Source organism: Brevundimonas bullata (assembly GCF_014207965.1).
In the GTDB taxonomy this organism is placed as follows: Bacteria; Pseudomonadota; Alphaproteobacteria; order Caulobacterales; family Caulobacteraceae; genus Brevundimonas; species Brevundimonas bullata_A.
Genome location: NZ_JACHLM010000006.1, coordinates 100,454 through 125,164, shown reverse-complemented (window position 1 = coordinate 125,164; position 24,711 = coordinate 100,454). Strand labels below are relative to the sequence as shown.

The following is a 24,711-nucleotide window of genomic DNA, read 5'->3' as shown; positions in this document are numbered from 1 at the left end:
CGCAAAGGCTGCTGGATCAGCCTGCGTTGCAGGTCGCCAGGGCCTGTTCGTCAAGAGCCTCGCCCTTGTAGCTGAAGGCCGTGACCGGGCCGAGCTTGGCGACGACGCGGCGGCAGGCGCGCGCGGCGGGCTGGTTGGCGCCGCCCGAGGCGGTGCAGGTCGCGCCCTCGCAGCGCCAGGCGGCGCCGTCGACGATGACGCGGCCGGCGGGGGCCTTGGCCGCATCCGCCAGCGTCAGGCTGGTGGCCGGGGCATCAGCAGCGAAGGCGGGGGCGGCGACAAACAGGGCCGCAGCGATGAGAAGAGCACGCATGGACAAGACTCCGAAAGGGGCAGGGCGCTCGCCCTTGTGACGCCATAGTCCGTTTTCTTTGGAAACTGTCAATGCGGTTTCGAAGCAACGGATCAGCGTTTACTGACCCACGTTTACTTACCGATGATCATGTTTCAAGTGCGGCGTTTCGTCAGCCTTTTTCATGGCGATGACGGCCTCTTCGACCGTGTCGACGCTAATGTAGGCGTCCAGGAAGCTGGCGGGCGTCATGCCTTCGCGCACGCTGTGGCGGATCAGGGCGAAGTAGTTTTCCCAGAAACCGTTCAGGTTCAGGAAGATGACCGGCTTGGCGTGCAGATCCAGCCGCTTCCACGACAGCAGTTCGATGGCTTCTTCCAGGGTGCCGATGCCGCCCGGGGCCACAACGAAGACGTCGGATTGATCGTACATCAGCTGCTTGCGCTCGTGCATCGAGGTGACGACCACGGTCTCGACGTCGTCGAACAGGCGTTCGCGGCTGCGCAGGAAGGCCGGCATGATGCCGACGACGCGGCCGCCGGCTTCGTGCGCCGCACGCGCCGAGGCGCCCATCAGGCCCACGCCTCCGCCGCCATAGACCAGCCGCCAGCCCGCCTCGGCCGTCGCCGTGCCGAAGGCGCTGGCGGCCTGGACGTACTGCGGATCAGCGCCATCGGACGAGCCGCAGAACAGGCAGACCGAACGGCCGTCAAAGGGAGCGATGGTGGCGGGCGGCAAAGACATGGAGCCTCGATACAGGAAGGGAGACAGGGCGGCCTCGGCCGCGCTATCTGAGAGGAATAGGCATATCTCTACATGGGTCAGGATGAAACGTCGGATTGTCGTCGCATGGGCGGGCGCTGCATTGGCCCTGGCAGGCTGCAACGCGCCGGTGGAACGTTCGACCGGCGAAGAAGCGCGCCAGAGTGACGGCTGGACGCCTTCGCCACGCATCAGAGTCGTGGAGCGGCAAGGCGAGGGGCTGGTCGTTCGCGGCGATGCGCCGCCCGGCGCTCGTGTGATCTTGCGCGGCGGCCAGGATCTGGCCTTTGCTGCGGGCGCAGACAGGGAGGGGCGATTTGAGCTGCACGTCGGCGTCATGCCCGGAGCGGTCATCCTGAAGCCCGAAGTTCAGATCGGACAGTTTCCGGCGTCGGGGCCGGAAAGGCTTCTGCTGACGGGAGGTGAAGCGCCAGTTGCGGCCTTGCTGGTCGAGGGCGGCGCCAGCCGGAGGTTGTCCAGCGGTCCTGCGCTGGATTCAGTGGACGGCGACGGTCAGGGGGTTGTGGCGTCGGGACGAGCCAGGCCGGGCAGCGGGGTGATCGTGGCGGCGGACGGCGGGGCAGAGGTTGCAGTCATCGCTGATCGTGAGGGGCGCTGGACTGCGGCATTGCCGAACCTATCGGATCGACCCGCCTCCATCATCGTGGGCGGTGTTAAATTCGCCTATCCAGGGCCGGGGCGCGTCGAGCCCGCTGACCAGGGCAGCCGTATTGAGCGCTCTGGCGAGGGGTGGAGAGTGACGAACGCCCTGTCGGGGTCTGCGCGCCAAACCAGCTGGTTTCCTGACTAGCCGTGCCGAAATGAGACGATTAACGTTTCATTAACCAAACCGGTCGATCAAGGGCCTTGTCTTCTTATCTTCGAGGACACCCACCATCATCGAACGACTTTAGCCCGGCGCGAAATGCGCCGGGTTTTTTTCTGTGCACGCGACCGTGCAAGCTGAATGAGAAAGAGCCCGCGAAGGGGCTCGGCGCGTAGCAGCTTTCATCCAGTCCCGGCAAGCCGACCACCGACGAAAATGATGAAAACCCATGAAATATGAACGCGATAGGTAAGGGCCGCTCCCGTCTCCACGGCTGTCCGGCGGGCCTGGAGCGGGGCGCGGCCCGGTAGTCAGTCGTTCCGCACCAGGAAACGGGGCAGGAGGCCGGCGACCACCGTGCGCGTGGCGTCATCGGGCTGATCCAGCATGTCGTGCAGCGGCGGGCCGATCAGGGCTTCGCCAAAGGCGCTGAGGGCGATGAACAGGACAGCGGAGCCGATCCGCTCGCGCGCCGCGCCGTCGTCGCCCATCTTTTCGGCGATGGCCTCGACCAGGTCGCGCACGGCGGCGCGGACGGGCTCCAGATGCGACAGGTCGCCGGACAGGGCGATCCAGGCCGCCAGGCGACCCGCGCCGCCCGCAGCGAAGGCGTCGAACACCGCGTTGACCAGTTCCAGCGGTGCGCCCTCGTCGGTGCGCAGTCGGGCGATCGCCGTGTCGAGGGCCCGACTGAGATCGGCCACCATGGATCCCATCAGCGCCGATTGCAGGCCCGCCGCTGAACCGAAGTGGTGGATCAGATTGGCGTGGGTCACGCCGATGTCCGCGGCGACCGCCGACAGGGTCACCGCATTGGGGCCGCCCGATAGAAGCAGGGCGCGGGCCGCCTCTACGGCTTCGCGACGCGCCTCGTCAGGCGATCGGCGACGACGACGCGGTTTTTCGATCTGATCAATTGACATGGGTGTAAATGACATTCATGTAGATAGCTCTGTCTTCTAGGCTTCCGCAAAGGAACCCGCAAGTGCAAGCTGTCTCAAGTCTCGCCACTTTCGACCTTACCGGCGAAGCGGATGTCCGCCAGCCGTCTCAACTGACCGCCCATCGGGTGCAGCCCATCCGCGCCCTGCGCGCCATGCGCCGCCTGGTGGCGGACAAGGACGACACCGAACAGGTGTTCGAAATCATGAACGCCCTGTCGGGGCGGTCGCCCGACTGGGGGTACAGTCGTCTGCTGGAAACGCCGGAAGGCGGCGCCCAGGCCTATCGTCGGCTTGAGCTGGCGGACCGATTGCAGGATCGGGCCTGGCTGGCTCAGTTCGGGCCGGGAACGGTCGGCGCCGCCTATCGCGACTTCATCGACGCGCAGAACTTCTCGGCCTATGGCCTGGCCGATGAGAGCCGCAAGATTGCCGACAGCGAGATCGAGGCGGCCCACCCGCGCGCCTGGTTCGCGCGCCGGATGCGCGACGTGCATGACATCTGGCACGTCCTGACCGGCTATCAGGCCGATGCCCTGGGCGAGGCCTGTCTGGTGGCGTTTTCGCTGCCGCAGACGCGCAGCGCCGGCTTCGGCCTGATCGCCTCGGGCATTGCAGTGCAGTTCATGCGCGCCCGCACCGGATACCCGTGCGCGCGGGCTGTCTTTCAGGCCTGGCGCGACGGGCGGCGCGCCGCCTGGCTGCCGGGCGAAGACTATGAGCGCCTGTTCGCCGAGCCGCTGGACGTCGCCCGTCGTCGCCTGAAGATCCCGACGCCGACCATCTATCAACGCGTGCCGCCTGCGGTCCGCAACGCCTATCAGGGCGGCAAGGGATGAAGTCCGCCACCCTGGTTCTGGCGACCGTGTTGACGATCGCCGCTGTGGCGCCCGTCATGGGGCAGGGCGGCGGGTCATCCGACCTCGCCCTGTTGGGGAAGTGGCGCACGCCGGCCCAGAACGGAGTCGTGGCCATCGAGCGTTGCGGCGCTGATTTGTGCGCCCGGGTGGTGGATGCGGCGGCCCTGCGCGCCAATCCGGATCAGCGCGATGTGCGTAATCGCGATCCAGCCCTGCGGACCCGACCGATCAAGGGGTTGACGGTGCTGCGGGCCGCGTCCGGCGGGCCGCGCGTCTGGACCGCTGGGCCGCTCTACGACCCGGACAGCGGTCAGGGGGCGGCGACGGGGACGCTGACCCTGATCGATCCTGACCGGCTGGCGGTGCGGGGCTGCATCGCGCGGATGCTGTGCCGGACCCAGACCTGGACGCGGGCGCGCTGACTCCGCCGCCCGCTGACGACCGACGACTGTAACGCGAGAGGCCGACGGGGGGACCGTGTCGGCGAGGGGAAGACCGACCATGCTGATCTGGATTGGCGCACTGGCCCTGGGGGGCTTCATCCTGACCCTGGTTCAAGCGCGGATGGCGATCTGGAGCGTCGCCGCCGCCGCCTGGATCGCGGCGGGCTGGGGGGCGGAGCTGATCGCGCCGACGACGGCGGCGATCATGGCGGCGGCCGCTGCGCCGGTGCTCCTGCTGCTGACCGTCACGCCCCTGCGTCGCGCCATCCTGTCGCGCCCGGCCATGGCGGGCTTCCGCCGGATCATGCCGAAGATGAGCCCGACCGAACAGGCGGCGGTCGAGGCTGGCGGCGTCTGGTGGGACGCCGAGCTGTTCGCGGGCAAGCCGGACTGGAAGCGGCTGCTGGCCACCCCGGCGCCGGTCCTGACGCCCGAGGAACAGAGCTTCCTCGACCAAGAGGCCGAGCATCTGTGCGACCTGGCCAACGACTGGGAGACCACCTCGGTCTGGCAGGACCTGTCGCCCGAGGCCTGGGCCTACGCCAAGGATAAGGGCTTCCTGGGCATGATCATTCCCAAGGCCTACGGCGGTCTCGGCTTCTCCGCCTATGCCCACAGCCAGGTGATCCAGAAGCTGTCGACGCGCTGCTCGGTGGCGGCGGTCTCGGTCATGGTGCCCAACTCGCTCGGTCCGGCGGAGCTGCTGCTGCACTACGGCACGGAAGACCAGAAGAACCACTATCTGCCGCGTCTGGCGCGCGGCGAGGAAATCCCCTGCTTCGCCCTGACCAACCCCTATGCCGGATCCGACGCCGCCTCGATCACCGATACGGGCGTGGTCTGCAAGGCGATGTGGAACGGCGTGGAGACCCTGGGTTTCCGCATCAGTTGGCGCAAGCGCTACATCACCCTGGCCCCGGTCGCGACGGTGCTGGGCCTAGCGTTTCGCGCCATGGACCCCGACGGCCTGCTGGGGACTGAGGCCGAGCCGGGCATCACCTGCGTCCTGATCCCGCGCGAGCATCCAGGGGTCGAGATCGGACGGCGCCACTGGCCGCTGAACGCGGTCTTCCAGAACGGTCCGACCACGGGCGACGGCGTCTTTGTGCCGATGGACATGGTCATCGGCGGGCGCGAGCAGGTCGGGAACGGCTGGCGGATGCTGATGGAATGTCTGGCCGCGGGCCGGGCCATCTCCTTGCCATCGTCCAATGTCGGCATGTCCAAGCTGGCCGTGGGCATGGTCGGGGCCTATGTGGCCATCCGTCGTCAGTTCAACCAGCCCATCGGCGCCTTCGAGGGCGTGCAGGAGGCCTTGGCCCGCATGGCCGGGCATCTCTACGCCACGGACGCGGTGCGGCGTCTGGCGGCGGCGGCGCTGGATCAGGGCGAGAAGCCCTCGGTCGTTTCGGCCATCGCCAAGTATCACGTCACCGAGCGCGCCCGCCTCATCATCAATGACGGCATGGACGTGGTCGGCGGCAAGGGCGTCTGCATGGGGCCGGGCAACTTCCTGGCCCGCGCCTATCAGCAGATTCCGGTCGCCATCACCGTCGAGGGCGCCAACATCATGACCCGCACCCTGATCATCTATGGTCAGGGCGCCATCCGTTGCCATCCCTATGTCCTGACCCTGATGCGGACCGCGGGGGCGAGCGAGGTCAAGCCGTTCGACGCGGCCCTGTTCGGCTATGTCGGCTTCCTGTTCCGTAATATGGCGCGGGCGCTGACCTTCAGCCTGACGGGCGGTCTGCTGATCGCGGCGCCAGGTGGGGCGGCCCCGCAGTTGAGGCGCTACTACCGCGCGGCGACGCGGCTCTCGACCCTGCTGGCCCTGGCCTCGGACCTATCGATGGCCACCGTCGGCGGTGCGCTGAAGCGCAAGGGCGCCATGACCGGGCGGATGGGCGACATCCTGTCCCAGCTCTTCATCCTGTCCAGCGTGCTGAAGCGGTTCGAGGACGAGGGCCGTCCCGCTGAGGATCTGCCCTTCGTCCACTGGGCGGCGCAGGACGCACTGGCGCGAGCCGGGACGGCGTGGCGCGATCTTCTGGCCAACCACCCGAACCGGGGCGCGGCCCTGTTCCTGAAACTGGTCGGGGCGCCGTTTGGTTTGAGGACGCCCCAGCCGAACGACGCCTGCGCCGCCGCCGTCGCCGGTCTGATCCAGATGCACGGCCCGGCGCGCGACCGCCTGACCGCTGGGTCCTGGTCGGCGCGGATCGAGGTTGATCCCATTGCCGCCACCATCGTCGCCTTTGACCTCTATCCTCAGGTCGAGGCCATCGAGCGTCGACTGAAGGACGCCATCCGTGCGGGCCGCATCGCTCGTGCGCCGCAGAACCTGACCCTGCTCAACGACTGGGCCGCCAAGGCCGAAGAGCTAGGGCTGATTGATGCTGCTGAGCGCGCGGTGATCGCCCGCTTCGCGACCTATGCCGATCAGGCGATCCAGGTGGACGACTTCCCCGCCGACTTCGACATCGCCGCTGGGCTGGACCGGCGACAAGCGGCGGAAATCGCACCCCGCAAGACGACGAAGAAGGCGGCCTGATGAGCGACCGGTATCTGGACTTCGCCAACTCCGGCGTCGGCGGCTGGCTGACGGGGGCCCTGGGCCTGCCGCGTCCCGCCCCCCTGCGTCGTCGCGCCGAGGCGGGGACGGGCCTGGTCGGGCCTCTGTTGCTGGGGCCTGCCCCCAACGAAGACGGGAACGGGCGTCTGGCCGCGACCCTGGGGCGTCTGGCCGGGGCGTCGGGGCAGAAGACCCACGCCGAGTGGTCGCCGGACGTGCGCTATGGCGGGCTGGTGTTCGACGCCTCTAACTGCGCTGACGCCGCCTCGGCTCAGAGCCTCTATCGCTTCTTCCATCAGGCCATCCGCTCGGTGGCCGAGCATGGCCGCATCGTGGTGATCGGCACGCCGCCTGAACTGATGGCCGACGCCGAGGGCGAGGCGATCCAGCGCGGGCTGGAAGGCTTCGTCCGCTCTCTGGCCAAGGAGGCGCGGCGCAGTATCGCCGTCCACCTGCTCTATGTCGCGCCGGGGGCGGAGGACGCCGCCGGCAGCACGCTGGCCTTCCTGCTGTCGCCGCGCTCGGCCTATGTCTCGGGCCAGCCGATCCGGGTCGTGACGCCGGTCGCGACGGGTGAGGCGGGTGCGGGTCATAAAGGGCGGCGCGTGCTGGTCACCGGCGCCTCGCGCGGCATCGGCAAGGCCATCGCCCGCCTGTTCGTCGTCGAGGGGGCGCAGGTTGTGGCTCTGGACGTGGCCGGGGCGGCGGAAGGTCTGTCGACCCTGAAGGCCGAGTTGGGCGTCGAGACCCTGGCGCTGGATATCACGGCGCCTGACGCTGCGGAAACCCTGCTGGCCGATGCCCGCGCGCGCGGCGGCTATGACGTGGTGATCCACAATGCGGGCATCACCCGCGACCGCACCCTGGCCCGGATGGAGCCGCGCGAGTGGGACAGCGTCATGGCGGTCAACCTGTCGGCGCCCCTGGCCATCACCCGCGCGCTGGTCGAGGGCGGGGGGATGCGCCCCAACGGGCGGATTATCGCCGTGTCCTCGCTGAGCGGCATCGGCGGCAATATGGGCCAGAGCAACTATGCCCTGTCGAAAGCCGCCTGGATCGGGGCGGTGCGGCGGCTGGCCCCGCAGTTGGCGGGGCAGGGGATCACCATCAACGCCGTGGCCCCCGGCTTCATCGAGACGCAGATGACCGCCGCCATTCCCTTCGCCATCCGCGAGGCCGGGCGGCGGATGAACAGCATGGGGCAGGGGGGCCATCCGGTGGATGTGGCCGAGACCATCGCCTGGCTGGCCGATCCGGCCTCGGGCGGCGTCAACGGACAGGTGGTGCGCGTCTGCGGCCAGAGCCTGCTGGGCGCATGACGGCGGTGATTGAGCGGTTCGACGCGCCGCTATCGGGCGCCGCCGTTGTCGGCGGAGCCTTGCGGGGGATGCTGCGGGCCAAAGGCGGCGAGGCGGTGCTGCCGCCGCGCGCGCTGCAGCGCGAGGTCGTTCTGGAGGCCGAGGCCGTCGGCGCCTATGCCCGGCTGTGCGGGTTTGCGCCCGAGCAGGGCGTGCCGATCACATGGCCGCATATTCTGGCCTTTCCGCTGCAGATGCGTCTGATGCTGGGGGCGGACTTTCCCTATCCGGCCATGGGGCTGGTGCATCTGCACAACCGTATCCGCCAGCAGGCGCGGCTGAGCATCGGCGACCGGCTGACGCTGACGGCGCAGCCGGGACGGTTTCTGAGCCACGACAAGGGGCAGGCCTTTACGCTGGAAACCACGGCGACGCGCGACGGCGCGACGGTGTTGGAGGGGCTCAGCGTCTACTTGCGTCTCGGCCGTCCGGGACGGGGCGATCCGGCGCCGCTGTTGACCGGCAAGGACGCCGACCGGCTGGTCGAGACCTGGACCCTTCCGGCCGATCTGGGCCGTCGCTACGCCCGGGTTTCGGGCGACGCCAATCCGATCCACACCTCGGCCCTGGGGGCGCGGCTGTTCGGCTTTCGCCGGGCCATTGCGCATGGGATGTGGACCAAGGCGCGGGCCGTCGCCGCCCTGTCGCCACAGGCGCCGCTGGACGCCGCCGAGGTCGAGGTCGCTTTCCGCGCCCCGCTCTTCCTGCCGGGACAGGTCGGTCTCTATGTGGGCCCTTCTGGCGACATCCGTGATTTCGACGTCCGCGACGCCACCGGCGCGCGCGCCCATCTGCGGGGTCGGTTGACCCTTTCGCCTGAGGATAGTGTTGCATGCTGACCGCTTCCGCCCCGCGCCGGGTCGCCATTCTGGGCGGCAATCGCATTCCTTTTGCGCGGTCGAACACCGCCTATGCCGAGGCCTCCAATCAGGAGATGCTGACGGCGGCGCTGCAAGGTCTGGCCGATCGCTACAACCTGCACGGCCTGCGGCTGGGCGAGGTGGCGGCGGGGGCGGTGCTGAAGCTCTCGCGCGACATCGCCCTGACGCGCGAGAGCCTGCTGGATACCACCATCGGCCACGACACCCCGACCTATGACGTGAGCCAGGCCTGCGGCACCGGGCTGGAGGCGGCCATTCTGGTGGCCAACAAGATCGCCCTGGGTCAGATCGAGGTCGGGATCGCCGGCGGGGTGGACACCACCTCGGACGCACCGATCGGGCTCAATGAGAAGTTCCGCAAGGCCCTGCTTGCCGCCAACCGCGAGAAGACCACAGGCGGGCGCATCAAGGCCCTGCTGGGGGCCGGTCTGAGCGCGCCGTTCAGGCCCGAGCCGCCGCGCAACGCCGAGCCGCGCACCGGCCTGTCGATGGGCGAGAGCTGCGAGCAGATGGCCAAGCGCTGGGCCATCCCGCGCGAGGATCAGGACGCCCTAGCCGTGGCCAGCCACCGCAACGCCGCCGCCGCCTGGGATGCTGGGTTGTTTGACGACCTGGTCACGCCCTTCCGGGGGCTGAAGCGCGACAACAACCTGAGGCCGGACATTGACCCGGCCAGGCTGGCGACGATGAAGCCGGTGTTCGACCGCGCCAACGGCACGCTGACCGCGGCCAACTCGACGCCGCTGACCGACGGGGCCTCGACCGTGCTGCTGGCCAGCGAGGACTGGGCCAGGTCGCGCGGCCTGCCGGTTCTGGCTTACTTGCGCACCGGCGAGACGGCGGCGGTGGACTTTGTGAAGGGCGACGAGGGGCTGCTGATGGCGCCCGCCTACGCCGTGCCGCGGATGCTGGCCAGGCTCGGCCTGACGCTGCAGGAATTCGACCTCTACGAAATCCACGAAGCCTTTGCGGCTCAGGTTTTGTGCACCCTGAAGGCGTGGCAGGATGACGACTACGCCAGGACCCGTCTGGGGCTGGAGCGGGCGCCGGGGGCCATCGACATGAGCAAGCTGAACGTCAACGGCGGCTCGCTGGCGGCGGGGCATCCCTTCGCGGCGACGGGGGGGCGCATCCTGGCCAATCTGGCGACCATGATCGACCGGCGCGGGGGCGGACGCGGCCTGATCTCGATCTGCGCGGCAGGCGGTCAGGGCGTGGTGGCGGTGGTGGAGAAATGAGCGATCTGGCTGTCGAAAGCGCCGCCGCCGCCGCCGCCGAGGCGGACCGGCTGTGGGCCGAGCGGTTCTGGACCGCTCACTATCGCGCCGGGGTGCCGGCCTGCATCGAGGACGAGCTGGCGCGCTGGACCTCGGTGCCGCAGATGTTCGAGGCGGACTCGCGCCGCTTCGCCGAGCGCCCCGGCTATGTCAGCCTGGGCACGGCCCTGACCTATGGCCATGTGCTGAGCGCGGCCAAGGCCTTCGGCGCCTGGCTGCAATCGGTCGGGGTCCAGCCCGGCGACCGGGTGGCGCTGATGATGCCCAACTGTCTGCAGTATCCGACGGCCCTGTTCGGGGTGCTGTTCGCCGGGGCCGTGGTGGTCAACGTCAACCCGCTCTACACGCCGCGCGAACTGCATCACCAGCTGAAGGACAGCGGCGCGGTGGCCATCGTGGTCATGGACATGTTCGCCAAGACGCTGGAGCAGGCGCGCGAGGGGACCCAGGTCCGTCACATCATCGTCACGGCGATGGGCGACATGATGCTAGGCCTGAAGGGCGTCGCCGTCAGCGCCATGATGCGCCATGTGCAGAAGCTGGTTCCGCCCTATCGTCTGCCCGACGCGCAGGGCTGGAAGGCCCTGATGCGGCGGGCGCGACGGCTGACGTTGAAGCCGGTTGAAACCCAGCCGGAAGACATCGCCTTCCTGCAATATACCGGGGGCACGTCGGGGGTGGCCAAGGGGGCCATGCTGACCCACCGCAACATCCTGGCCAATACGCTGCAGGGCCGCGCCTGGGTGTTGGATCAGATCGATCAGGGCGAGGCAGTCGGCAACGTCACCATGCTGCCGCTCTATCATATCTTCTCCCTGACGGCGAACCTGATGATGTTCACCGGGGCGGGGGGACGGAACATCCTGATCGCCAATCCGCGCGATTCAAAACGGGTGGAATGGATCCTGAGGAAGGAGCGCTTCGTCGGCATGACGGGGCTGAACACCCTGTTTTCCAGCCTGTTGAAGACCGAGGCTTTCCGCAATCGCGACTTCTCGGACCTGAAGCTGACCATCGCCGGCGGCATGGCGACGCAGAAGGTGGTGGCCGAGGAGTGGGAGGCGGTGACGGGCGCGCCTCTGGTGGACGGCTACGGCCTGACCGAGACCTCGCCGGTGGTCTGCATCGGGCGGGTCGATCTGGCCCATCCCGAGACCATGGGCTTTGACGGCACGGTCGGCTTGCCGGTGCCCTCTACCGAGGTGCGGATGCGGCGTGACGATGGCAGCTGGGCCGGGATCGACGAGCCGGGCGAGCTGTGCGTGCGCGGGCCGCAGGTCATGCTGGGCTACTGGCAGAGGCCGGACGAGACGGCCAAGGCTATTTCGGCGGACGGCTGGCTGGCCACTGGCGACGTCGGCGTGATGCAGGCCAATGGCCGGGTACGGCTGGTGGACCGGATCAAGGACATGATCCTGGTCTCGGGCTTCAACGTCTATCCGGGCGAGATCGAGGACGTCGTGGCGTCTCATCCCCTGGTCGAGGAGGTCGCCGCCGTCGGGGTGCCGGACCCGGTGCAGGGCGAGCGGATCAAGATCGTCGTCGTGCCGCGTTCGCCCGAGCTGACGGCGGACATGCTGATCGCCCACTGCCGGGGGCAGCTGACGGCCTACAAGGTGCCGCGTCTGGTGGAGTTTCGGTCGGAGCCCCTGCCCAAGACGGCGGTGGGCAAGGTGCTGCGGCGCGAGCTGCGCTGAGGACTAGGCAGCCGTTGTGGGTAACCGCTTGCGCGTGATCAGCAGGCCGAACACCGCCGCCAGCGGGAACATCAGCACGCCATAGACCGCCGCCGGCAGGGACATGTCCGGGACCGCCAGCACCGACTCGGCGATGACGATGGCCAGGGTGGCGTTGTGCAGCCCGACCTCGAAGGCGCTGGCGATCGGCTGCTCGCGGTTGATGCGGAACAGGCGCGGGACGATGAAACCAATGCCCAGGCTGAGGACGCAGAAGCTGACGACGATGCCGGCCAGGGCGATGAAGTCGTCCTTCAGCACGGCGAAGTTGGACACGACCGCCCCGGCGATCACCAGGGTCAGGATGACGACCGAGGCCAGCCGGACCGGCTTGTCCATGGCGCGGGCGAAGCCGGGCTTGAAGCCGCGCACCAGCATCCCCAGACCGACCGGCGCCAGCACGATCATGAAGACCTCAATGGTCTTCTTCAGTTGCAGCCCCACGGTCATGTCGCCCGGCTGGAACCAAGCGATGGACAGGTTGACGATCACCGGCAGGGTCAGGACGGCGATGACGGAGTTGATCGCCGTCAGGCTGATGTTCAGGGCTACGTCGCCGCGGAACAGGTGGCTGTAGAGATTGGCCGTGGTCCCGCCGGGCGAGGCCGCCAGCAACATCATCCCCACGGCCAGAACCGGCGGCAGCCGGAACAGCAGCACCAGGCCGAAACAGACGGCCGGCAGAAGCAGCAGTTGACAGGCCAGGGCGAGGGCGACCGCCTTGGGCCGCTTGCCGATGCGAGCGAAGTCGCCGGGCGTCAGGTCCAGCCCCAGCCCGAACATGATGACGCCCAGCGCGATCGGCAGACCGATCATGGCCAAGGGTGAATCCATGGTCTTTTCCTCCCCCGAGAAACCTCAGACCCGACCGGCGAGGGCGCGCCCAGCTGCCCGGCCCGAGAAGATGCACCCGCCCAGGAAGGTGCCTTCCAGCGCATTGTAACCATGCAATCCGCCGCCGCCGAAGCCCGCAGCCTCGCCTGCGGCGTATAGTCCCTCGAACGGCGTCCCGTCGGCCTTCAGCACCTGGCTCGACAGATCGGTCTGCAGCCCCCCCAGCGACTTGCGCGTCAGAACGTGCAGCCTGACCCCGATCAGCGGCCCGGCCTTGGGATCCAGCAGGCGATGCGGCGTCGCCGTCCGCGCCAGCCTGTCGCCCAGGTGGCGGCGACTGTTGTGGATGCTCATGGCCTGGAAATCCTTGGCGTAGGGATTGTCCATCTGGGCGTCGCGGTCCTCGACCTGACGACGGACCAGGGCCGGGTCCAGCAGAGGCCGCTCGGTCAGGCCGTTCATCCTGGCGACCAGCGTCTCCAGGTCATCGGCGAAGACGAAGTCGGCGCCCTTGTGCTTGAAGGCGTCCACCGCAGGCGGCGCGCCCTTGCCGAGGCGCGCCATCAGCACCTTCAGCAGCTTGCGCTCGGTGATGTCGAGGTTCTGCTCCGACCCCGACAGGGCGAATTCCTTTTCCAGGATCTTCTGGCTGACGATGAACCAGGAGTGGTCGTGTTCGGCCAGATCGGGCGTGGTTCGCAGATGCCTCAGCGTGGCCATGGTGTCGTGGCCGGGCAGGCCGGGCGAGGGCAGCCGCCGCCCCAGGGCGTCCAGCCACAGCGGCGACGGGCCGGGCAGGATGCGGATGGCGTGCTTGGGCCAGATCGGATCCCAGTTCTGCACCCCCTCGACGTAGTGCCACATGCGGTCGCGGTTCACGAGCCGGGCGCCGGCTTCGCCCGCAATGTCCAGCATCCGCCCGTCGACATAGGCGGGAACGCCGGTGATCATCGACTTCGGCGGCGATCCCAGCCGCTCGGGCCAGAAGCGCCGCACCTTCTCATGGTCGCCGCCGATGCCGCCTGAAGCCAGGACGACGGCCCCGGCCCTCAGGGTGAAATCGCCGATCCGGTTGCGGTTCGAGGGGGCGCCGCGCGGTGCGTCATCGGAGGCCAGGATCGCGCCCGCAACCCCGGTGACGCGCCCGCCCTCGACCAGCAGGCGGTCGACCCGGCGACGGTGGTGGAAGGTCAGCCGCCCATCCTTCGCCGCCGTTCGCGCGCGGTCGGCGAAGGGCTCTGACACCCCGGTCCCCGTGCCCCAGGCGACATGAAAGCGCGGCACGGAATTGCCGTGGCCAAAGGCCTGCCCCCCGCCGCGCTCAGCCCAGCCGACCATGGGGGTCAGGCTGATTCCATGCTGTTTCAGCCAGGCGCGCTTTTCGCCAGCGGCGAACTCGACATAGGCGCGGCCCCACCGCACCGCCCAGTCGTCCTCGGCCAGCGGCCCGTCCAGACGGTCCCAGCCCGCGCTGCCCCGCCAGTCGCGCCAGGCCAGGTCGACGCTGTCGCGCACGCCCAGCTTCCGCTGCTCCGGCGAGTTGACCAGGAACAGCCCGCCGAACGACCAGAAGGCCTGGCCGCCCAGGTTGGCCGGGTTTTCCTGATCGACCAGGGCGACGCGCTTGCCCGCCTGAACCAGCTCATGGGCGGCCACCAGTCCGGCCAGCCCCCCGCCCACCACGATGACGTCCCCGTCCATGCGCTCTCCCCGACATTCGACGGCAGAACAGCTAACACAACTGTCAATATGAAACGAGGATTTCCTCGGCCAACATGCGTGTTAATATGTATTGACAGGCGGGTGAGTAGCGTGATCGTCTGGGGTTAACCGCTACCGGCGCCGCCCCGGTCGGCGGAGCTATATCGGCGGTGTGGAAACGTTGCGGTTCGTTGGGAACGGGCCGCACCCTGGGGAGGGGTTTAAATGGCGACTTCCGTCGTTCATGCGCGCTTGGCCGCGACTGTATCACTTCTGGCATTGTCCATAGCGGCGCCGGCGCTGGCTCAGACCGCGCCCGGGAACGACGCCACGGTGGTTGAAGACATCATCGTCACCGCTCAGAAACGGGAAGAATCCATTCAGGACGTGCCGATCGCCGTGTCGGCCTTCTCAGCCGAAAGCCTGGATGCGCTGAAGATCGAGGGCGGGGCGGAGCTGGTTCGGGCTGTCCCGAACGTGACCTTCTCCAAGGCCAACTTCAGCATGTACAACTTCACGATCCGCGGGATCGGGACCAAGGCCATCTCGGCTTCGTCCGACCCTGCGGTGGCGGTCAGCTTCAACAACACCCCCCTGATCCGCAACCGCCTGTTCGAGCAGGAATACCTGGATGTGAACCGGGTTGAAGTGCTGCGCGGCCCGCAAGGGACTCTGTATGGCCGCAACGCCACCGGCGGCGTGGTCAATATGATCCCCAACCTGCCGGGGCCTGATTTCGACGCCCTGCTGAAGGCGGAAACCGGCAACTACGGCTCCATGCGCGGTCAGATGATGGTCAACATCCCTCTGACGGAAACCTTCTCGGTGCGCGCGGTGGCGGGCCTGACCAAGCGCGAGGGCTTTGACCAGAACACCTTCAAGGGCACCACGGTCAACGGGCGTGACCTCTACACCACCCGACTGTCCGCGGCGTGGGAGCCCAATGACAGGTTCGAGGCCAATCTGATCTGGGAGCATTTCGAGGAGGACGACAATCGGTCTCGCACAGGCAAGCAGCTTTGCACCACCGATCCCGGCCCGACCAAGGTGGGCAAGGTCACCATCACCTCGCAACTGATCCGCAACCGTTTGAGTCAGGGCTGTCTGCCCGGCTCACTGTATGACGATGCGGCCTATGGCGTCCCTAACGGCGGCGCCTTCGCCCATATCTTCCTGGCTTCGCTGTCCTTTGGCAACGACGCCCAAGGAAAGACGATAGTGGGCGTGCCCTTGGGCACCGACCCCTATGCGGGTGTGACGCAGTCGCGCAATCTGCGCGAGATCTCGACCAGCTATGATCCGGTCTTTCGCGTGAAGAACGACGTCACCCAGTTCAATATGGCGTACGACCTGACTGATCGTCTGAAGCTGATTTCTCAAACGGCCTATGCCGAGGACGCCTACTATTCCTCGCAGGACTACAACCGATTTGTCTCTAACCCCATCTTCAGCAACACCGACGGTCAGAGAGATCCTTTTGGTAAGTTAATCATTGGACCGTCGGCTCTTCCTGGCGGGTATTACACGGACCCTCAGTTGGGAACGTCTAATCGTATGCTGTCTGCGGATGTAAGTCAGTCGAACAATAGGCAGTGGACGCAGGAGTTGAGGCTTCAGTCTGATTTTGATGGTAGATTTAATTTTAGCCTTGGTGCGAACTATTTAGACTTCAAGTCGCAAGATGATTACTACGTGTTCAATAATGTATTCACGTTCTTGGCGGAATATTATTACAATGTTGCAGTAGGGCTGCCTGCGAACATAGGGCGGCAACCGCTTCTTTGCACTCCTCAGGCGACCAAGGAGTGCGTCTATGTCGATCCGACGCCCATCGCCAATCTGGCTGGCGACGGGCACAACTATTTCCGTAGCAAGAACGTCATTCATACCCGGTCGTGGGCTGTGTTCGGCGAGGGCTATTGGGATCTGACCCCGACTGTGCGTTTGACCGCAGGCTTGCGTTACACGGACGATCGCAAGGTCAGCACCCCCTATCCCAGTCAGTTGCTGCTGGGGGCGGACCGCGGCAATCCGGGGCCGATGTCGGGCGGCTATGTCAGTCAGGGCTATCCGGCCTTGCCGGACATTGATCAAAGCTGGGATGCCGTCACCGGGCGTCTGGTGCTGGACTGGAAGCCTGTGACCCGGTTCACCGACGACACCCTGGTCTATGCCTCGTTTGCGCGCGGCTATAAGGGGGGCGGGGCCAATCCCCCGCGCGTCGATATCAACCCGAAGGTGATCCAGTATCAGCCTCTGGCTGAAACCTTCGACCCGGAATATGTCAACGCTTTCGAGATCGGGACCAAGAACTCCCTGTATGACGGCAAGGTGCGTCTGAATATGACGGCCTTCTACTATGACTACGACGACTATCAGGTGTCGAAGATTGAGGACCGTATTTCTCTGAACGAGAATTTCGACGCCCGCAGCATGGGGGTGGAGCTGGAGACGATCTTCCGACCCAATCGCAACTTCCGCGTGGACGCCAATATCGGCTATCTGAACACGCGGATCGGCGATGGCGAAGGTTCCATCGACATCATGAACCGGACCCAGGGCAATGCAGACTGGATGGTGCTGCGCCCCTGGCTGCAGGTGCCGTCGAACTGTATCGCCCCTACCAAGCATGTCGAAACCATCCTGGCGTCCAGCTACGCTGAGAATTTCAAAACGCTCGCGCTTCAGGGGTTGTGCGGCGGTTCCCAGCGCACCGGCAGCTTCGACCCGAACTACGCATCCATCGTGCCGCTCTGGCGTCTGTTCAACTTCACCTACAATCCTCTGACCGACGCCCCCAACGGCGGGCGCGGGTTCGAGGCTGATCTCAGCGGCAATGAGCTGCCCAATTCGCCGAACTGGACCGCCAATATCGGGGCCCAATACACCTTCTTCCTCGGCGGATGGGATCTGACGGTCCGTGGTGACTACTACTATCAGGGCAGCAGCTACGCCCGCGCCTACAACACCGAGTATGACCGCCTGAGGGCCTGGGACAACGCCAACCTGTCGGTGACGCTGGAGCAGCCTGACAACGGTCTGGTCTTCCAGGCCTACGTCAAGAACCTGTTCGACAAGGCGCCGCTGACGGACGCCTTCACCAACAGCGACGACACCGGTCTGACCGGCAACGTCTTCACCCTGGATCCGCGCCTTGTGGCCTTCAGTGTATCGAAGCGCTTCTGACGCCGAACGGATAAGTATTGCCTGATGATTTTAGGGAATCTGGACGGGTCTGAACGACCTGTCCATCTGGATGCGCCGGGGGCTGTCAGGCTCCCGGCGTTTTCTGTCTTCTGGGAGGATTGTGTCGGGATCGGCGGATCTGGTGGCGGCTGCCCGGTCCGGCGTCCCGTCTGGCCCTGCCGTCAAGTCGCTAAAAAGCGGCGGCGGACAATCCGCCAGGCGTTGCCTGCTTTGACGTCAGCTGAAAGGTGAGGGTGTTCAAATGAAAGCTCCTGAAACAGAGCTTTAATTCCCCCGAGTGGCTCCGCGGGTAGAGGCTGGAAATAGTTTTCCATATCGTGTCGCCGAGGTGCGGTTGGTTCCGCGAAAACTGCTTCAATACAATGTGTTGTGTTTTTCATTTCGTTTCGAGCCGTTTCGGCGCGTTTCTACAAGCTTTTGTCTGGTGGATGGGAAGCTGGATGGGAAGGAAGGCTGTGGAAATGAAATGAGGAGCCACTAGAATCAGGTTTCCGGATTGATTTGCGGGGGGGCGTGTTCATGGCTTTGAAGGTCAACAAGCTCACGGATCGAAGTGTCCGAGGCTTCAAGAGCAAGGGCTACTATTCCGACGGCGACGGTCTCTATCTCGTCGTCTCCGGGACCGGCGGACGCAGCTGGATCTATCGCTATCGTTCGGGTGGGGCACGAAGGGACCTGGGACTGGGTTCTTTCCTCGACGTCTCCCTGGTTGACGCCCGGCTCGCCCGTGACGCCGCGAAACGGGCCGTTGCGGCAGGGCGGGATCCTCTTGAGTGCGGTCAGTCCGCCCCCATTCCCGCGCCCGTGGCGCCTATGGATCCGCCCCGGCCGGTTCGGGTCGAAGGGCGGCCGACGCTGTTGGCGTGCTGGAAGGACTATGTGGCGGCCCAGGAAGGCGGCTGGCGGGGCCGAAAGACCAAGGCGGGCTGGATGCGCTCGATCGAGCGTCATGCCGCGGCCATCAAGAACAGGCCGATCGATGAGATCGACGTCGAGACTGTGTTGTCCGTCGTTCAGCCCATGTGGCTGACCAAGGCCGAATCCGCGGGCAAGTTGCGCGAGCGGCTGGAGCGCGTGCTGGACTACGCTCGGGTCATGAAGCTGCGCACCGGAGAAAACCCGGCCCTGTGGAAGGGCAATCTGAACCACCTGTTGCCGCCGCGTCCCCGGCTGCAGCGCGGGCATATGCCGGCCATGCCCTATGTTCAGATACCGGCCTTCATGAAGCGTCTGGCAGACAGTCAGGGAATGTCGGCTCGGGCGCTGGAGTTCACCATCCTCACGGCGTCGCGGGAGACCATGACGCTTGAGGCGACCTGGGGCGAGATCCGGGACGACGTCTGGGAGCTCGACAAGAGCCGTATGAAGGAGCGGGCCTTTCGCCAGCCCCTGTCAGTCGGCGCCCTGGCCGTGCTGGAGGCGATCCGACCCGCGCGGGTCAGACCCAATCAACTGATCTTCCCGGGCCCCAAGGGCGGGGTGATGTCCAACATGGCGATGGACATGCTGTTGCGGGACCTGGCGCCGGGCTGCACGCCTCATGGCATGCGTTCGACCTTCCGGGACTGGGCGGGGGACGAGACGCATTACGCCCGGGAGGTCATCGAGGAATGCCTCGCCCACGCCGTCGGCGACGAAACCGAGCGGGCCTACAGACGTAGCGACGCCTTGCGAAAGCGACGGGAGGTCATGCAGGCTTGGTCGGCCTACTGCCTGCCTGGGTCGGTCTCGAGCGGAGCCTGAGCCTCAGCGTCCGGCCCCACGATCTCCAGCCAGTTGAGAATCAGGGCGGCGGGGGAGGCGGAGCGCCGCACGTCGAACTCCTCCTGGCCGCCGATCTGGACGCGGCAGACGGTGAAGGCCTCCCTATGGGACCGGCTGTTGTCCGTGAGGATGGAGGCGTCGGCGACATCGACGGCCAGCTTGATCGCCTGCTGAGTCCTGGGGAAACGGCGTCGTAAGACGCCTTCCTCGATCCCGTGGCCGCCGCTGCTCACGCGCGTCTGGACGCGCAGGATGGATAGTTCGGGATTGGCCAAGCCGACGAAGAACAGCAGCACGAAATAGCCTGCCGCCTGCATGTCTCGGACTAGGTCGACTTTGGACAGGATCCGGCCGTCTTCCTGCGGTTCCCAGTAGGAGAAGACCGTCTCCATGGCGAAGGGCACCTGAGCGGCCATCGCGTGACCCGCGAAGGCGTTGACGCCCTGCTGGGCCACGCTCATCCAGCCGCGATCCGTGTCACGAAGCTCAGCGGCCCACGCCGCGAGGAATCCATCGTCGCCGGCCTCGGGAAGAATGGACAGCATCATCCGGTCCGCATTGATCAGCGGAATCCGCAGAGTGTCGGCCAGGGACCGGCGCCACATGGTGGACTTACCCGAGCCATTGTGCCCCGCCAGGATGATGGCGAGCGGTTTTTCTGTCTGCATCTGGGCGGCGAGAATGGCGTCTACCGCGACGCGGAGGCTGGTCAACCCGTGACCTTGAAGGTCCCGTTCTCCAGCACGCCGCGCTCCGTCTTGCCGTTCAGTTCGCGAATGAAGACGCCGGGACGGTCAGGGTCGGCGGAATAGAGCGGAACATCCTTGCGGGCGTAGAGACGGACGCCAGGGCGCATCAGTCGCTTCTTGGCGCGTTCAAGCGCTTCGCTGCTCATCGCCACATTGCGTTTGACATCGGCGGACGCGGGTTTGGGAGCGATAACCGTCACGCCGCTGAAGGTGACCTTGGAGCTCGCGCCCTTGGTCGCGCGCCGGGAAACCACAGAGCCGCGTTTCTGGACCGATTTCGAGGGCGTCGCGAAGGAATTGGCCATGGAGGGAAGATAGCCGGAGCTGAGCGGCTTCGCCAGTGACGTGAACATGAACCGGTTGATCCAACGTTCAATCGCGGAACCACCGCGTTTGCGGGAGAGTTTGCTAGCGGTCTTCGGAACGCCTTGGGTCTTGGTTTCTGTCGCGGTGAAGCTGCGGGGTGTTTTCAAGCCGAGCTGTTCCACAGGGCCGGTCTTTTCCGAAGCGACGGGCGCCGTTATAGGCGCAGGCGTTCAAGGACCGGCGGCTCGATGCGCCGAAGAACGGGAGCAGGCTGAAACATGGCCAAATATGACCCGCTTGTTCGGTATCTGCGTCGTCAGAAGGCGCTTGAGGTTGAACTGAGCTTTCGCGACATCGAACGCATCTTGGGCGGCCTCCTGCCCAAGGCCTCGGCCAATCCGCAATGGTGGCTAGTCGATGGCGCCGCCTTGGCGCCGCCTCAACAGCGAGCGTTCGCCGAGGCGGGCTACAAGCCGGAGCTGGATTTCCACCTGGAGCGCGTCCGTTTCATCAAGTCTCTCGCGCCGGCCGCTGCGTCAGGGCGTGAAGACCAGGCTACGAGCTTTCACAGCTGATCGCGAAAGAGGCTTGGTGCGGCTGGAGGACACCCTCGTCTCCGTCCTGGATCGCTGGGCCGCACGACCGTCGAGGACTATCGGGTGTTGGACGCCTTGCGTGAGACGTCTCAGCCAGAGGACGCCGTCTCGGCGCCTTGAGCATGACCTGAGGGACCGGAGGCCTCGCTTGGGCGCGAAACGCCGGCGTCCCCGTGAGCCGCGCCGGGCGGGCCGTGATAGTGGCGTACAGGGTTCAGGTCGTCGCGCACGACGTAGAGAAAGCCAGAGCCTCCGAGCCAGAGCAGGCTGAACAGAAGGGTCAGGGTGAGTCCCGGACGGGCGCGTGGTGCGAGCCGCAGACCGGCCAGGGCGAGTAGGGGAAGGCCGACGCCATAGACCACGTGCACCGGCCATCCGAGCGTGCTGAAGCAGAAGATGGCGAAGGTGAGAACAGCGCCGGCGCTCACGAAACTCGCCGTCAGGACAGCGAGCCCGTCGAGAAGCGGATTCGCCCGGGGCGGCGGCAGCCGCCTGCCACGACGCTTGCCGGGCCGGCCTTCCCTCCATCGAACGGTGCGCGCCATGTCAGGCGCCGCTCTTCGGCGCCGGCTGAGTTTCGCGTCGCGCCAGCCAGAGGCGCATTCGCAGGATTTCCGTGTCGCGCGCCCGGATGAGGTCCTGGGCCAACCCACGGGCGTCCTTGTCAGAGCCGTGCTGCAACTGGATCCGGGCCAGGGCGATTTCGCCCTCATGATGAGCGATCATGGCGCGCATGAAATCGACGTCGGCGTCGCCGGTCCAGCGGATGTCAGTGGCTTGGTGAAGATGTTCATTAGCCTCCTTGAAGGAGCGGGTCGAGGGCGTGTCTCCCGGGGCGTCGGCATGGCCAGCGTGCTCGTCGATCGGCTGGACGGCCGCAGCCGCCGGACGATCGGGCGAGGATTGACGCGACATCATGCCGAACAGAAAGGCTGCAGCCGCCAGGAAGGCTGCGATGAGGGTAAGCCAGCTAAGGCGTTTCATGGGCTTTATACCGGATAGGATGCGGGCGCCTGTCGATCGCGGTAGGCGAGCAGGCGCAGCGCGTTGAACACCACCAGGAGAGTGGAGCCTTCGTGCAGGGCGACGGCCGGGCCGATGCCGAGACCGAGGATGGTGGCCGGCACGAGGAAGGCGACCACGCCGAGGCTAACGAACAGGTTCTGGCGGATGACGGTTCGGGTGCGACGGCTCAGACCGACCGTGAATGGGAGATTGGACAGATCATCGGCCATGAGGGCCACGTCGGCGGTTTCCAGAGCGACGTCGGAGCCCGCCGCGCCCATGGCCACGCCGACCGTGGCCGTGGCCATGGCGGGGGCGTCGTTGACCCCGTCGCCGACCATGGCGACCTTGGTCTCGGCGCGGAGGCGCTTGATCGCCTCGACCTTGTCGTCGGGCATGAGGTCGCCCCAGGCCTCCGTCAGCCCGACCTGGCCGGCGATGGCTTCGGCCGCCTCCTGGTGGTCGCCCGAGATCATGATCATGCGCCGGACGCCTAGAGATCTCAGTCTTGTCAGGGCGTCGCGCGCGGCCGCACGCGGCGTGTCCAGCAGGCCGATCACGCCGAGATCGCGTTCGCCCTGGCGCACCACCATCAGGGTGCGGCCCTGGGCGCGAAGGCGATCGACCGCCTTGGTCGCCTGGGCGCCGAGAACCGGCACGCCGTCCGATCCGAACATCTCGGGCTTGCCGATCTGGACCGTGACGCCCTCGAGCTCGGCGGCGACGCCCTTGCCGGTCAGGCTCTGCAGGCTTGAAGCGGCAGGGACGGCGGCGCCGTCGAGACGCGCCGCGCCGTCCCGGGCGATCGCTTCGGCCAGGGGGTGGTCGCTGAGCCGTTCCACGGCGACCGCCACCGTCAGCAGGGCGCGTTCGTCGGCCCCGTCGACGGGGATGACGTCGGTGATCCGCGGGCGGCCTTCCGTCAGGGTGCCGGTCTTGTCGAAGGCGATGGCGTCGACGGCGCCGAGGTTCTCAAGCGGCGCGCCGCCCTTGATCAGGACGCCGGCGCGGGCGGCGCGGGCGACGCCCGACAGGACGGCGCTCGGCGTGGCGATGGCCAGGGCGCAGGGGCTGGCGGCCACCAGGACCGCCATGGCGCGGTAGAAGCTGTCGCGGAAGGGTTCGTCGACCACCACCCAGGCGAAGAGCAGGATGAAGGCCAGGCCCAGGACGAGGGGAACGAAGACGCGCTCGAACCGGTCGGTGAACCTCTGTGTCGGCGACTTCTGGGTCTCCGCCTCGCTGACCATGCGCACGACCTTGGCCAGGGTGGTGTCGCTGGACTTGCGGGTGGTCTCGATCTCGATGGCGCCGGCGCCGTTGATTGTACCTGCGAAGACGGCGGATGCGGCGAGGATGGAGGCGGGGCGGGCCCGGGCCTCGGCGAGATCGTCGACCGGCTGCTTGTCGACCGGCATGCTCTCCCCGGTGACCGGGGCCTGATTGACGCTGGTGGCGCCCTTGATGACGAAGCCATCGGCGGGCAGGCGTTCATTGGGCCTGACCACCACCACCTCGCCGACCTCGAGCGCCTCAACGGGTATTTCGATCACCTCGCCGTCACGCCGCACCCGGGCTGTGCGCGGGGCCAGTTCCGCCAGGGCTTCGATGGCGCGCTTGGCCCGGCCCATGGCGTAGTGCTCGAGGGCGTGGCCGAGGCTGAAGAGGAAGAGGAGCAGGGCGCCTTCCGCCCAGGCGCCGAGCGCGGCCGCGCCCGCCGCCGCCACCAGCATCAGGGTGTCGATCTCGAAGCGCTTGCGTCTGAGGTTGTCGATCGCCTCACGCACAGTGAAGAATCCGCCCAGGCCGTAGGCGCAGAGAAAGAGCGCGAGCGGGATCCAGCCCGGCAAGCCCGAGGCCAGTTTTTCCAGGGCGAAGCCGAGACCGAGGGCGCCGCCGGCGGCGAGGGCGAAGATCAGTTCGGTGTTGGCGCCGAAAATCCCTCCATGGGCGTGATCATGGTCGGCGTGATCCTCTTTCCCGTGGCCGTGGCCGTGGTCGTGGCCAGCGTGGTCGCCGGCGGCATGTTCAGACCTGGCCGAGAAGGGCTGAAGGGAGAAGGCGAGGCCGTGGCCGGCGAGCGTTTTCATCAACTGGTCGCGGGTGGTCCGGTTCTGGTCGAACTCGACGCGGACCGCGCCGGCGGCGTCTAGCCCGACCTCGAGGACGCCGGGCTCGGCCTTGAGATCGGTCTCGAGCGAACGGGCGTGCCGCGCGTGGCGCACGCCTTGGGTCCAGCCAACCAGGTGGCCGAAGCGCTGGCTGATCTCGGCTCCGGCCTGGAGCGCTTTGCGGCGCACCTCGTCCGGCGACAGGAGCTCGGGGTCGTAGTGCAGGCAGAGCTGGGGCCCGGAAGGGGATTCCGCGACATGGACCTGGGACAGGCCCGGAGCGCCAGACAGGCGTTTGACGAGCCGTTCCACGCAGGCGTCCGAGGCATCAGGCGCTTCGGGGAGAAGAACCGGTATGTCGAGTCTGACGGTACTAGGCATGCTTGAACTCCTCGGATGAGGGAGAGGGGGCTGAAGGCGAGGGCGGCGACTCCGCCTGAACGTCGCGCTCGTGCGAAGCGAGGCGAACGGCGGCGCCCGCAAGGAA

21 protein-coding genes are annotated in these 24,711 nt (G+C 66.8%); 11 read left to right on the top strand and 10 right to left on the bottom strand.

The window, feature by feature from the left end; genetic code table 11:
• Positions 1–16: 16 nt before the first annotated feature.
• Positions 17–313: a CC_3452 family protein gene (locus HNP51_RS15645; protein WP_184272985.1), complete on the bottom strand. Its 297-nt coding sequence runs from the start codon at positions 311–313 to the stop codon at positions 17–19.
• Positions 314–430: 117 nt separating this feature from the next.
• A complete protein-coding gene (locus HNP51_RS15640) occupies positions 431–1,036 on the bottom strand; it encodes a TIGR00730 family Rossman fold protein (protein WP_184272988.1) in 606 nt (201 codons plus the stop codon).
• Positions 1,037–1,118: 82 nt separating this feature from the next.
• On the opposite strand from HNP51_RS15640, the gene HNP51_RS15635 reads away from it, so the two are divergent.
• The gene (locus HNP51_RS15635; protein WP_184272991.1) at positions 1,119–1,865 is read left to right on the top strand and encodes a hypothetical protein; all 747 of its coding nucleotides are present in this window, start codon (positions 1,119–1,121) and stop codon (positions 1,863–1,865) included.
• A gap of 326 nt (positions 1,866–2,191) precedes the next feature.
• Here the strand turns inward: HNP51_RS15635 and HNP51_RS15630 are convergent, their stop codons facing one another.
• A complete protein-coding gene (locus HNP51_RS15630) occupies positions 2,192–2,803 on the bottom strand; it encodes a TetR/AcrR family transcriptional regulator (protein WP_184272994.1) in 612 nt (203 codons plus the stop codon).
• A gap of 62 nt (positions 2,804–2,865) precedes the next feature.
• Here HNP51_RS15630 and HNP51_RS15625 point away from each other — a divergent pair, with 62 nt between their 5' ends.
• The 7 genes from HNP51_RS15625 (at position 2,866) to HNP51_RS15595 (ending at position 11,912) form a co-directional block, all read left to right on the top strand.
• On the top strand, positions 2,866–3,660 hold the full coding sequence (locus HNP51_RS15625; RefSeq protein WP_311769966.1) for a Coq4 family protein: 795 nt from the start codon (positions 2,866–2,868) through the stop codon (positions 3,658–3,660).
• Positions 3,657–4,103, top strand: a complete 447-nt coding sequence (locus HNP51_RS15620) for a DUF2147 domain-containing protein (protein WP_184272997.1) — start codon at positions 3,657–3,659, stop codon at positions 4,101–4,103. Before HNP51_RS15625 ends, HNP51_RS15620 begins: the two co-directional genes overlap by 4 nt.
• Before the next feature lie 79 nt (positions 4,104–4,182).
• Positions 4,183–6,678, top strand: a complete 2,496-nt coding sequence (locus HNP51_RS15615; protein WP_184273000.1) for an acyl-CoA dehydrogenase — start codon at positions 4,183–4,185, stop codon at positions 6,676–6,678.
• The gene (locus tag HNP51_RS15610; protein ID WP_184273003.1) at positions 6,678–8,018 is read left to right on the top strand and encodes a 3-oxoacyl-ACP reductase; all 1,341 of its coding nucleotides are present in this window, start codon (positions 6,678–6,680) and stop codon (positions 8,016–8,018) included. The genes HNP51_RS15615 and HNP51_RS15610 overlap by 1 nt, the downstream gene beginning before the upstream one ends.
• Complete coding sequence (locus HNP51_RS15605; protein ID WP_184273006.1) at positions 8,015–8,896, top strand: MaoC/PaaZ C-terminal domain-containing protein; 882 nt, start codon at positions 8,015–8,017, stop codon at positions 8,894–8,896. Before HNP51_RS15610 ends, HNP51_RS15605 begins: the two co-directional genes overlap by 4 nt.
• Positions 8,890–10,176, top strand: coding sequence for an acetyl-CoA C-acetyltransferase (locus HNP51_RS15600; RefSeq protein WP_184273009.1), 1,287 nt, complete (start codon positions 8,890–8,892; stop codon positions 10,174–10,176). The genes HNP51_RS15605 and HNP51_RS15600 overlap by 7 nt, the downstream gene beginning before the upstream one ends.
• Positions 10,173–11,912 (top strand): AMP-binding protein, encoded by a 1,740-nt coding sequence (locus tag HNP51_RS15595; protein WP_184273011.1) that lies wholly within the window; start codon positions 10,173–10,175, stop codon positions 11,910–11,912. Before HNP51_RS15600 ends, HNP51_RS15595 begins: the two co-directional genes overlap by 4 nt.
• Before the next feature lie 3 nt (positions 11,913–11,915).
• Here the strand turns inward: HNP51_RS15595 and HNP51_RS15590 are convergent, their stop codons facing one another.
• Both HNP51_RS15590 and HNP51_RS15585 read right to left on the bottom strand, forming a co-directional pair.
• Positions 11,916–12,785, bottom strand: coding sequence for a bile acid:sodium symporter family protein (locus tag HNP51_RS15590; protein WP_184273014.1), 870 nt, complete (start codon positions 12,783–12,785; stop codon positions 11,916–11,918).
• A 24-nt stretch (positions 12,786–12,809) separates the two neighbouring features.
• Positions 12,810–14,486, bottom strand: a complete 1,677-nt coding sequence (locus HNP51_RS15585) for an FAD-binding dehydrogenase (protein ID WP_184273017.1) — start codon at positions 14,484–14,486, stop codon at positions 12,810–12,812.
• A gap of 225 nt (positions 14,487–14,711) precedes the next feature.
• Here HNP51_RS15585 and HNP51_RS15580 point away from each other — a divergent pair, with 225 nt between their 5' ends.
• A complete protein-coding gene (locus HNP51_RS15580) occupies positions 14,712–17,672 on the top strand; it encodes a TonB-dependent receptor (protein WP_184273021.1) in 2,961 nt (986 codons plus the stop codon).
• A gap of 540 nt (positions 17,673–18,212) precedes the next feature.
• On the top strand, positions 18,213–19,436 hold the full coding sequence (locus HNP51_RS15575; RefSeq protein WP_184273024.1) for an integrase arm-type DNA-binding domain-containing protein: 1,224 nt from the start codon (positions 18,213–18,215) through the stop codon (positions 19,434–19,436).
• On the opposite strand, the gene HNP51_RS15570 is transcribed toward HNP51_RS15575, so the two are convergent.
• Positions 19,400–20,170: a hypothetical protein gene (locus tag HNP51_RS15570; RefSeq protein WP_221415959.1), complete on the bottom strand. Its 771-nt coding sequence runs from the start codon at positions 20,168–20,170 to the stop codon at positions 19,400–19,402. The two genes, HNP51_RS15575 and HNP51_RS15570, sit on opposite strands and share 37 nt — an antisense overlap.
• Complete coding sequence (locus HNP51_RS18370; protein WP_221415960.1) at positions 20,167–20,694, bottom strand: hypothetical protein; 528 nt, start codon at positions 20,692–20,694, stop codon at positions 20,167–20,169. Before HNP51_RS18370 ends, HNP51_RS15570 begins: the two co-directional genes overlap by 4 nt.
• Positions 20,695–20,790: 96 nt before the next feature.
• Here HNP51_RS18370 and HNP51_RS15560 point away from each other — a divergent pair, with 96 nt between their 5' ends.
• Complete coding sequence (locus tag HNP51_RS15560) at positions 20,791–21,087, top strand: toxin-antitoxin system, antitoxin component (protein WP_184273027.1); 297 nt, start codon at positions 20,791–20,793, stop codon at positions 21,085–21,087.
• Between the two features lie 110 nt (positions 21,088–21,197).
• Here the strand turns inward: HNP51_RS15560 and HNP51_RS15555 are convergent, their stop codons facing one another.
• The 3 genes from HNP51_RS15555 to HNP51_RS15545 form a co-directional block, all read right to left on the bottom strand.
• Positions 21,198–21,536 carry a hypothetical protein gene (locus HNP51_RS15555; protein WP_184273029.1) on the bottom strand — a complete coding sequence of 113 codons (339 nt, stop codon included), beginning with the start codon at positions 21,534–21,536 and terminating at the stop codon, positions 21,198–21,200.
• A 118-nt stretch (positions 21,537–21,654) separates the two neighbouring features.
• The gene (locus tag HNP51_RS15550; RefSeq protein ID WP_184273032.1) at positions 21,655–22,092 is read right to left on the bottom strand and encodes a DUF305 domain-containing protein; all 438 of its coding nucleotides are present in this window, start codon (positions 22,090–22,092) and stop codon (positions 21,655–21,657) included.
• A gap of 5 nt (positions 22,093–22,097) precedes the next feature.
• Positions 22,098–24,605 carry a heavy metal translocating P-type ATPase gene (locus HNP51_RS15545; RefSeq protein ID WP_184273036.1) on the bottom strand — a complete coding sequence of 836 codons (2,508 nt, stop codon included), beginning with the start codon at positions 24,603–24,605 and terminating at the stop codon, positions 22,098–22,100.
• Positions 24,606–24,711: the final 106 nt, after the last annotated feature.

Bases quoted from the DNA above. Each gene is read 5' to 3' on its own strand.
- HNP51_RS15645 (WP_184272985.1), bottom strand. From the start codon at position 313: ATGCGTGCTCTTCTCATCGCTGCGGCCCTGTTTGTCGCCGCCCCCGCC.
- HNP51_RS15640 (WP_184272988.1), bottom strand. From the start codon at position 1,036: ATGTCTTTGCCGCCCGCCACCATCGCTCCCTTTGACGGCCGTTCGGTC.
- HNP51_RS15635 (WP_184272991.1), top strand. From the start codon at position 1,119: ATGAAACGTCGGATTGTCGTCGCATGGGCGGGCGCTGCATTGGCCCTG.
- HNP51_RS15630 (WP_184272994.1), bottom strand. From the start codon at position 2,803: ATGTCAATTGATCAGATCGAAAAACCGCGTCGTCGTCGCCGATCGCCT.
- HNP51_RS15620 (WP_184272997.1), top strand. From the start codon at position 3,657: ATGAAGTCCGCCACCCTGGTTCTGGCGACCGTGTTGACGATCGCCGCT.
- HNP51_RS15615 (WP_184273000.1), top strand. From the start codon at position 4,183: ATGCTGATCTGGATTGGCGCACTGGCCCTGGGGGGCTTCATCCTGACC.
- HNP51_RS15610 (WP_184273003.1), top strand. From the start codon at position 6,678: ATGAGCGACCGGTATCTGGACTTCGCCAACTCCGGCGTCGGCGGCTGG.
- HNP51_RS15605 (WP_184273006.1), top strand. From the start codon at position 8,015: ATGACGGCGGTGATTGAGCGGTTCGACGCGCCGCTATCGGGCGCCGCC.
- HNP51_RS15600 (WP_184273009.1), top strand. From the start codon at position 8,890: ATGCTGACCGCTTCCGCCCCGCGCCGGGTCGCCATTCTGGGCGGCAAT.
- HNP51_RS15595 (WP_184273011.1), top strand. From the start codon at position 10,173: ATGAGCGATCTGGCTGTCGAAAGCGCCGCCGCCGCCGCCGCCGAGGCG.
- HNP51_RS15590 (WP_184273014.1), bottom strand. From the start codon at position 12,785: ATGGATTCACCCTTGGCCATGATCGGTCTGCCGATCGCGCTGGGCGTC.
- HNP51_RS15585 (WP_184273017.1), bottom strand. From the start codon at position 14,486: ATGGACGGGGACGTCATCGTGGTGGGCGGGGGGCTGGCCGGACTGGTG.
- HNP51_RS15580 (WP_184273021.1), top strand. From the start codon at position 14,712: ATGGCGACTTCCGTCGTTCATGCGCGCTTGGCCGCGACTGTATCACTT.
- HNP51_RS15575 (WP_184273024.1), top strand. From the start codon at position 18,213: ATGGCTTTGAAGGTCAACAAGCTCACGGATCGAAGTGTCCGAGGCTTC.
- HNP51_RS15560 (WP_184273027.1), top strand. From the start codon at position 20,791: ATGGCCAAATATGACCCGCTTGTTCGGTATCTGCGTCGTCAGAAGGCG.
- HNP51_RS15550 (WP_184273032.1), bottom strand. From the start codon at position 22,092: ATGAAACGCCTTAGCTGGCTTACCCTCATCGCAGCCTTCCTGGCGGCT.
- HNP51_RS15545 (WP_184273036.1), bottom strand. From the start codon at position 24,605: ATGCCTAGTACCGTCAGACTCGACATACCGGTTCTTCTCCCCGAAGCG.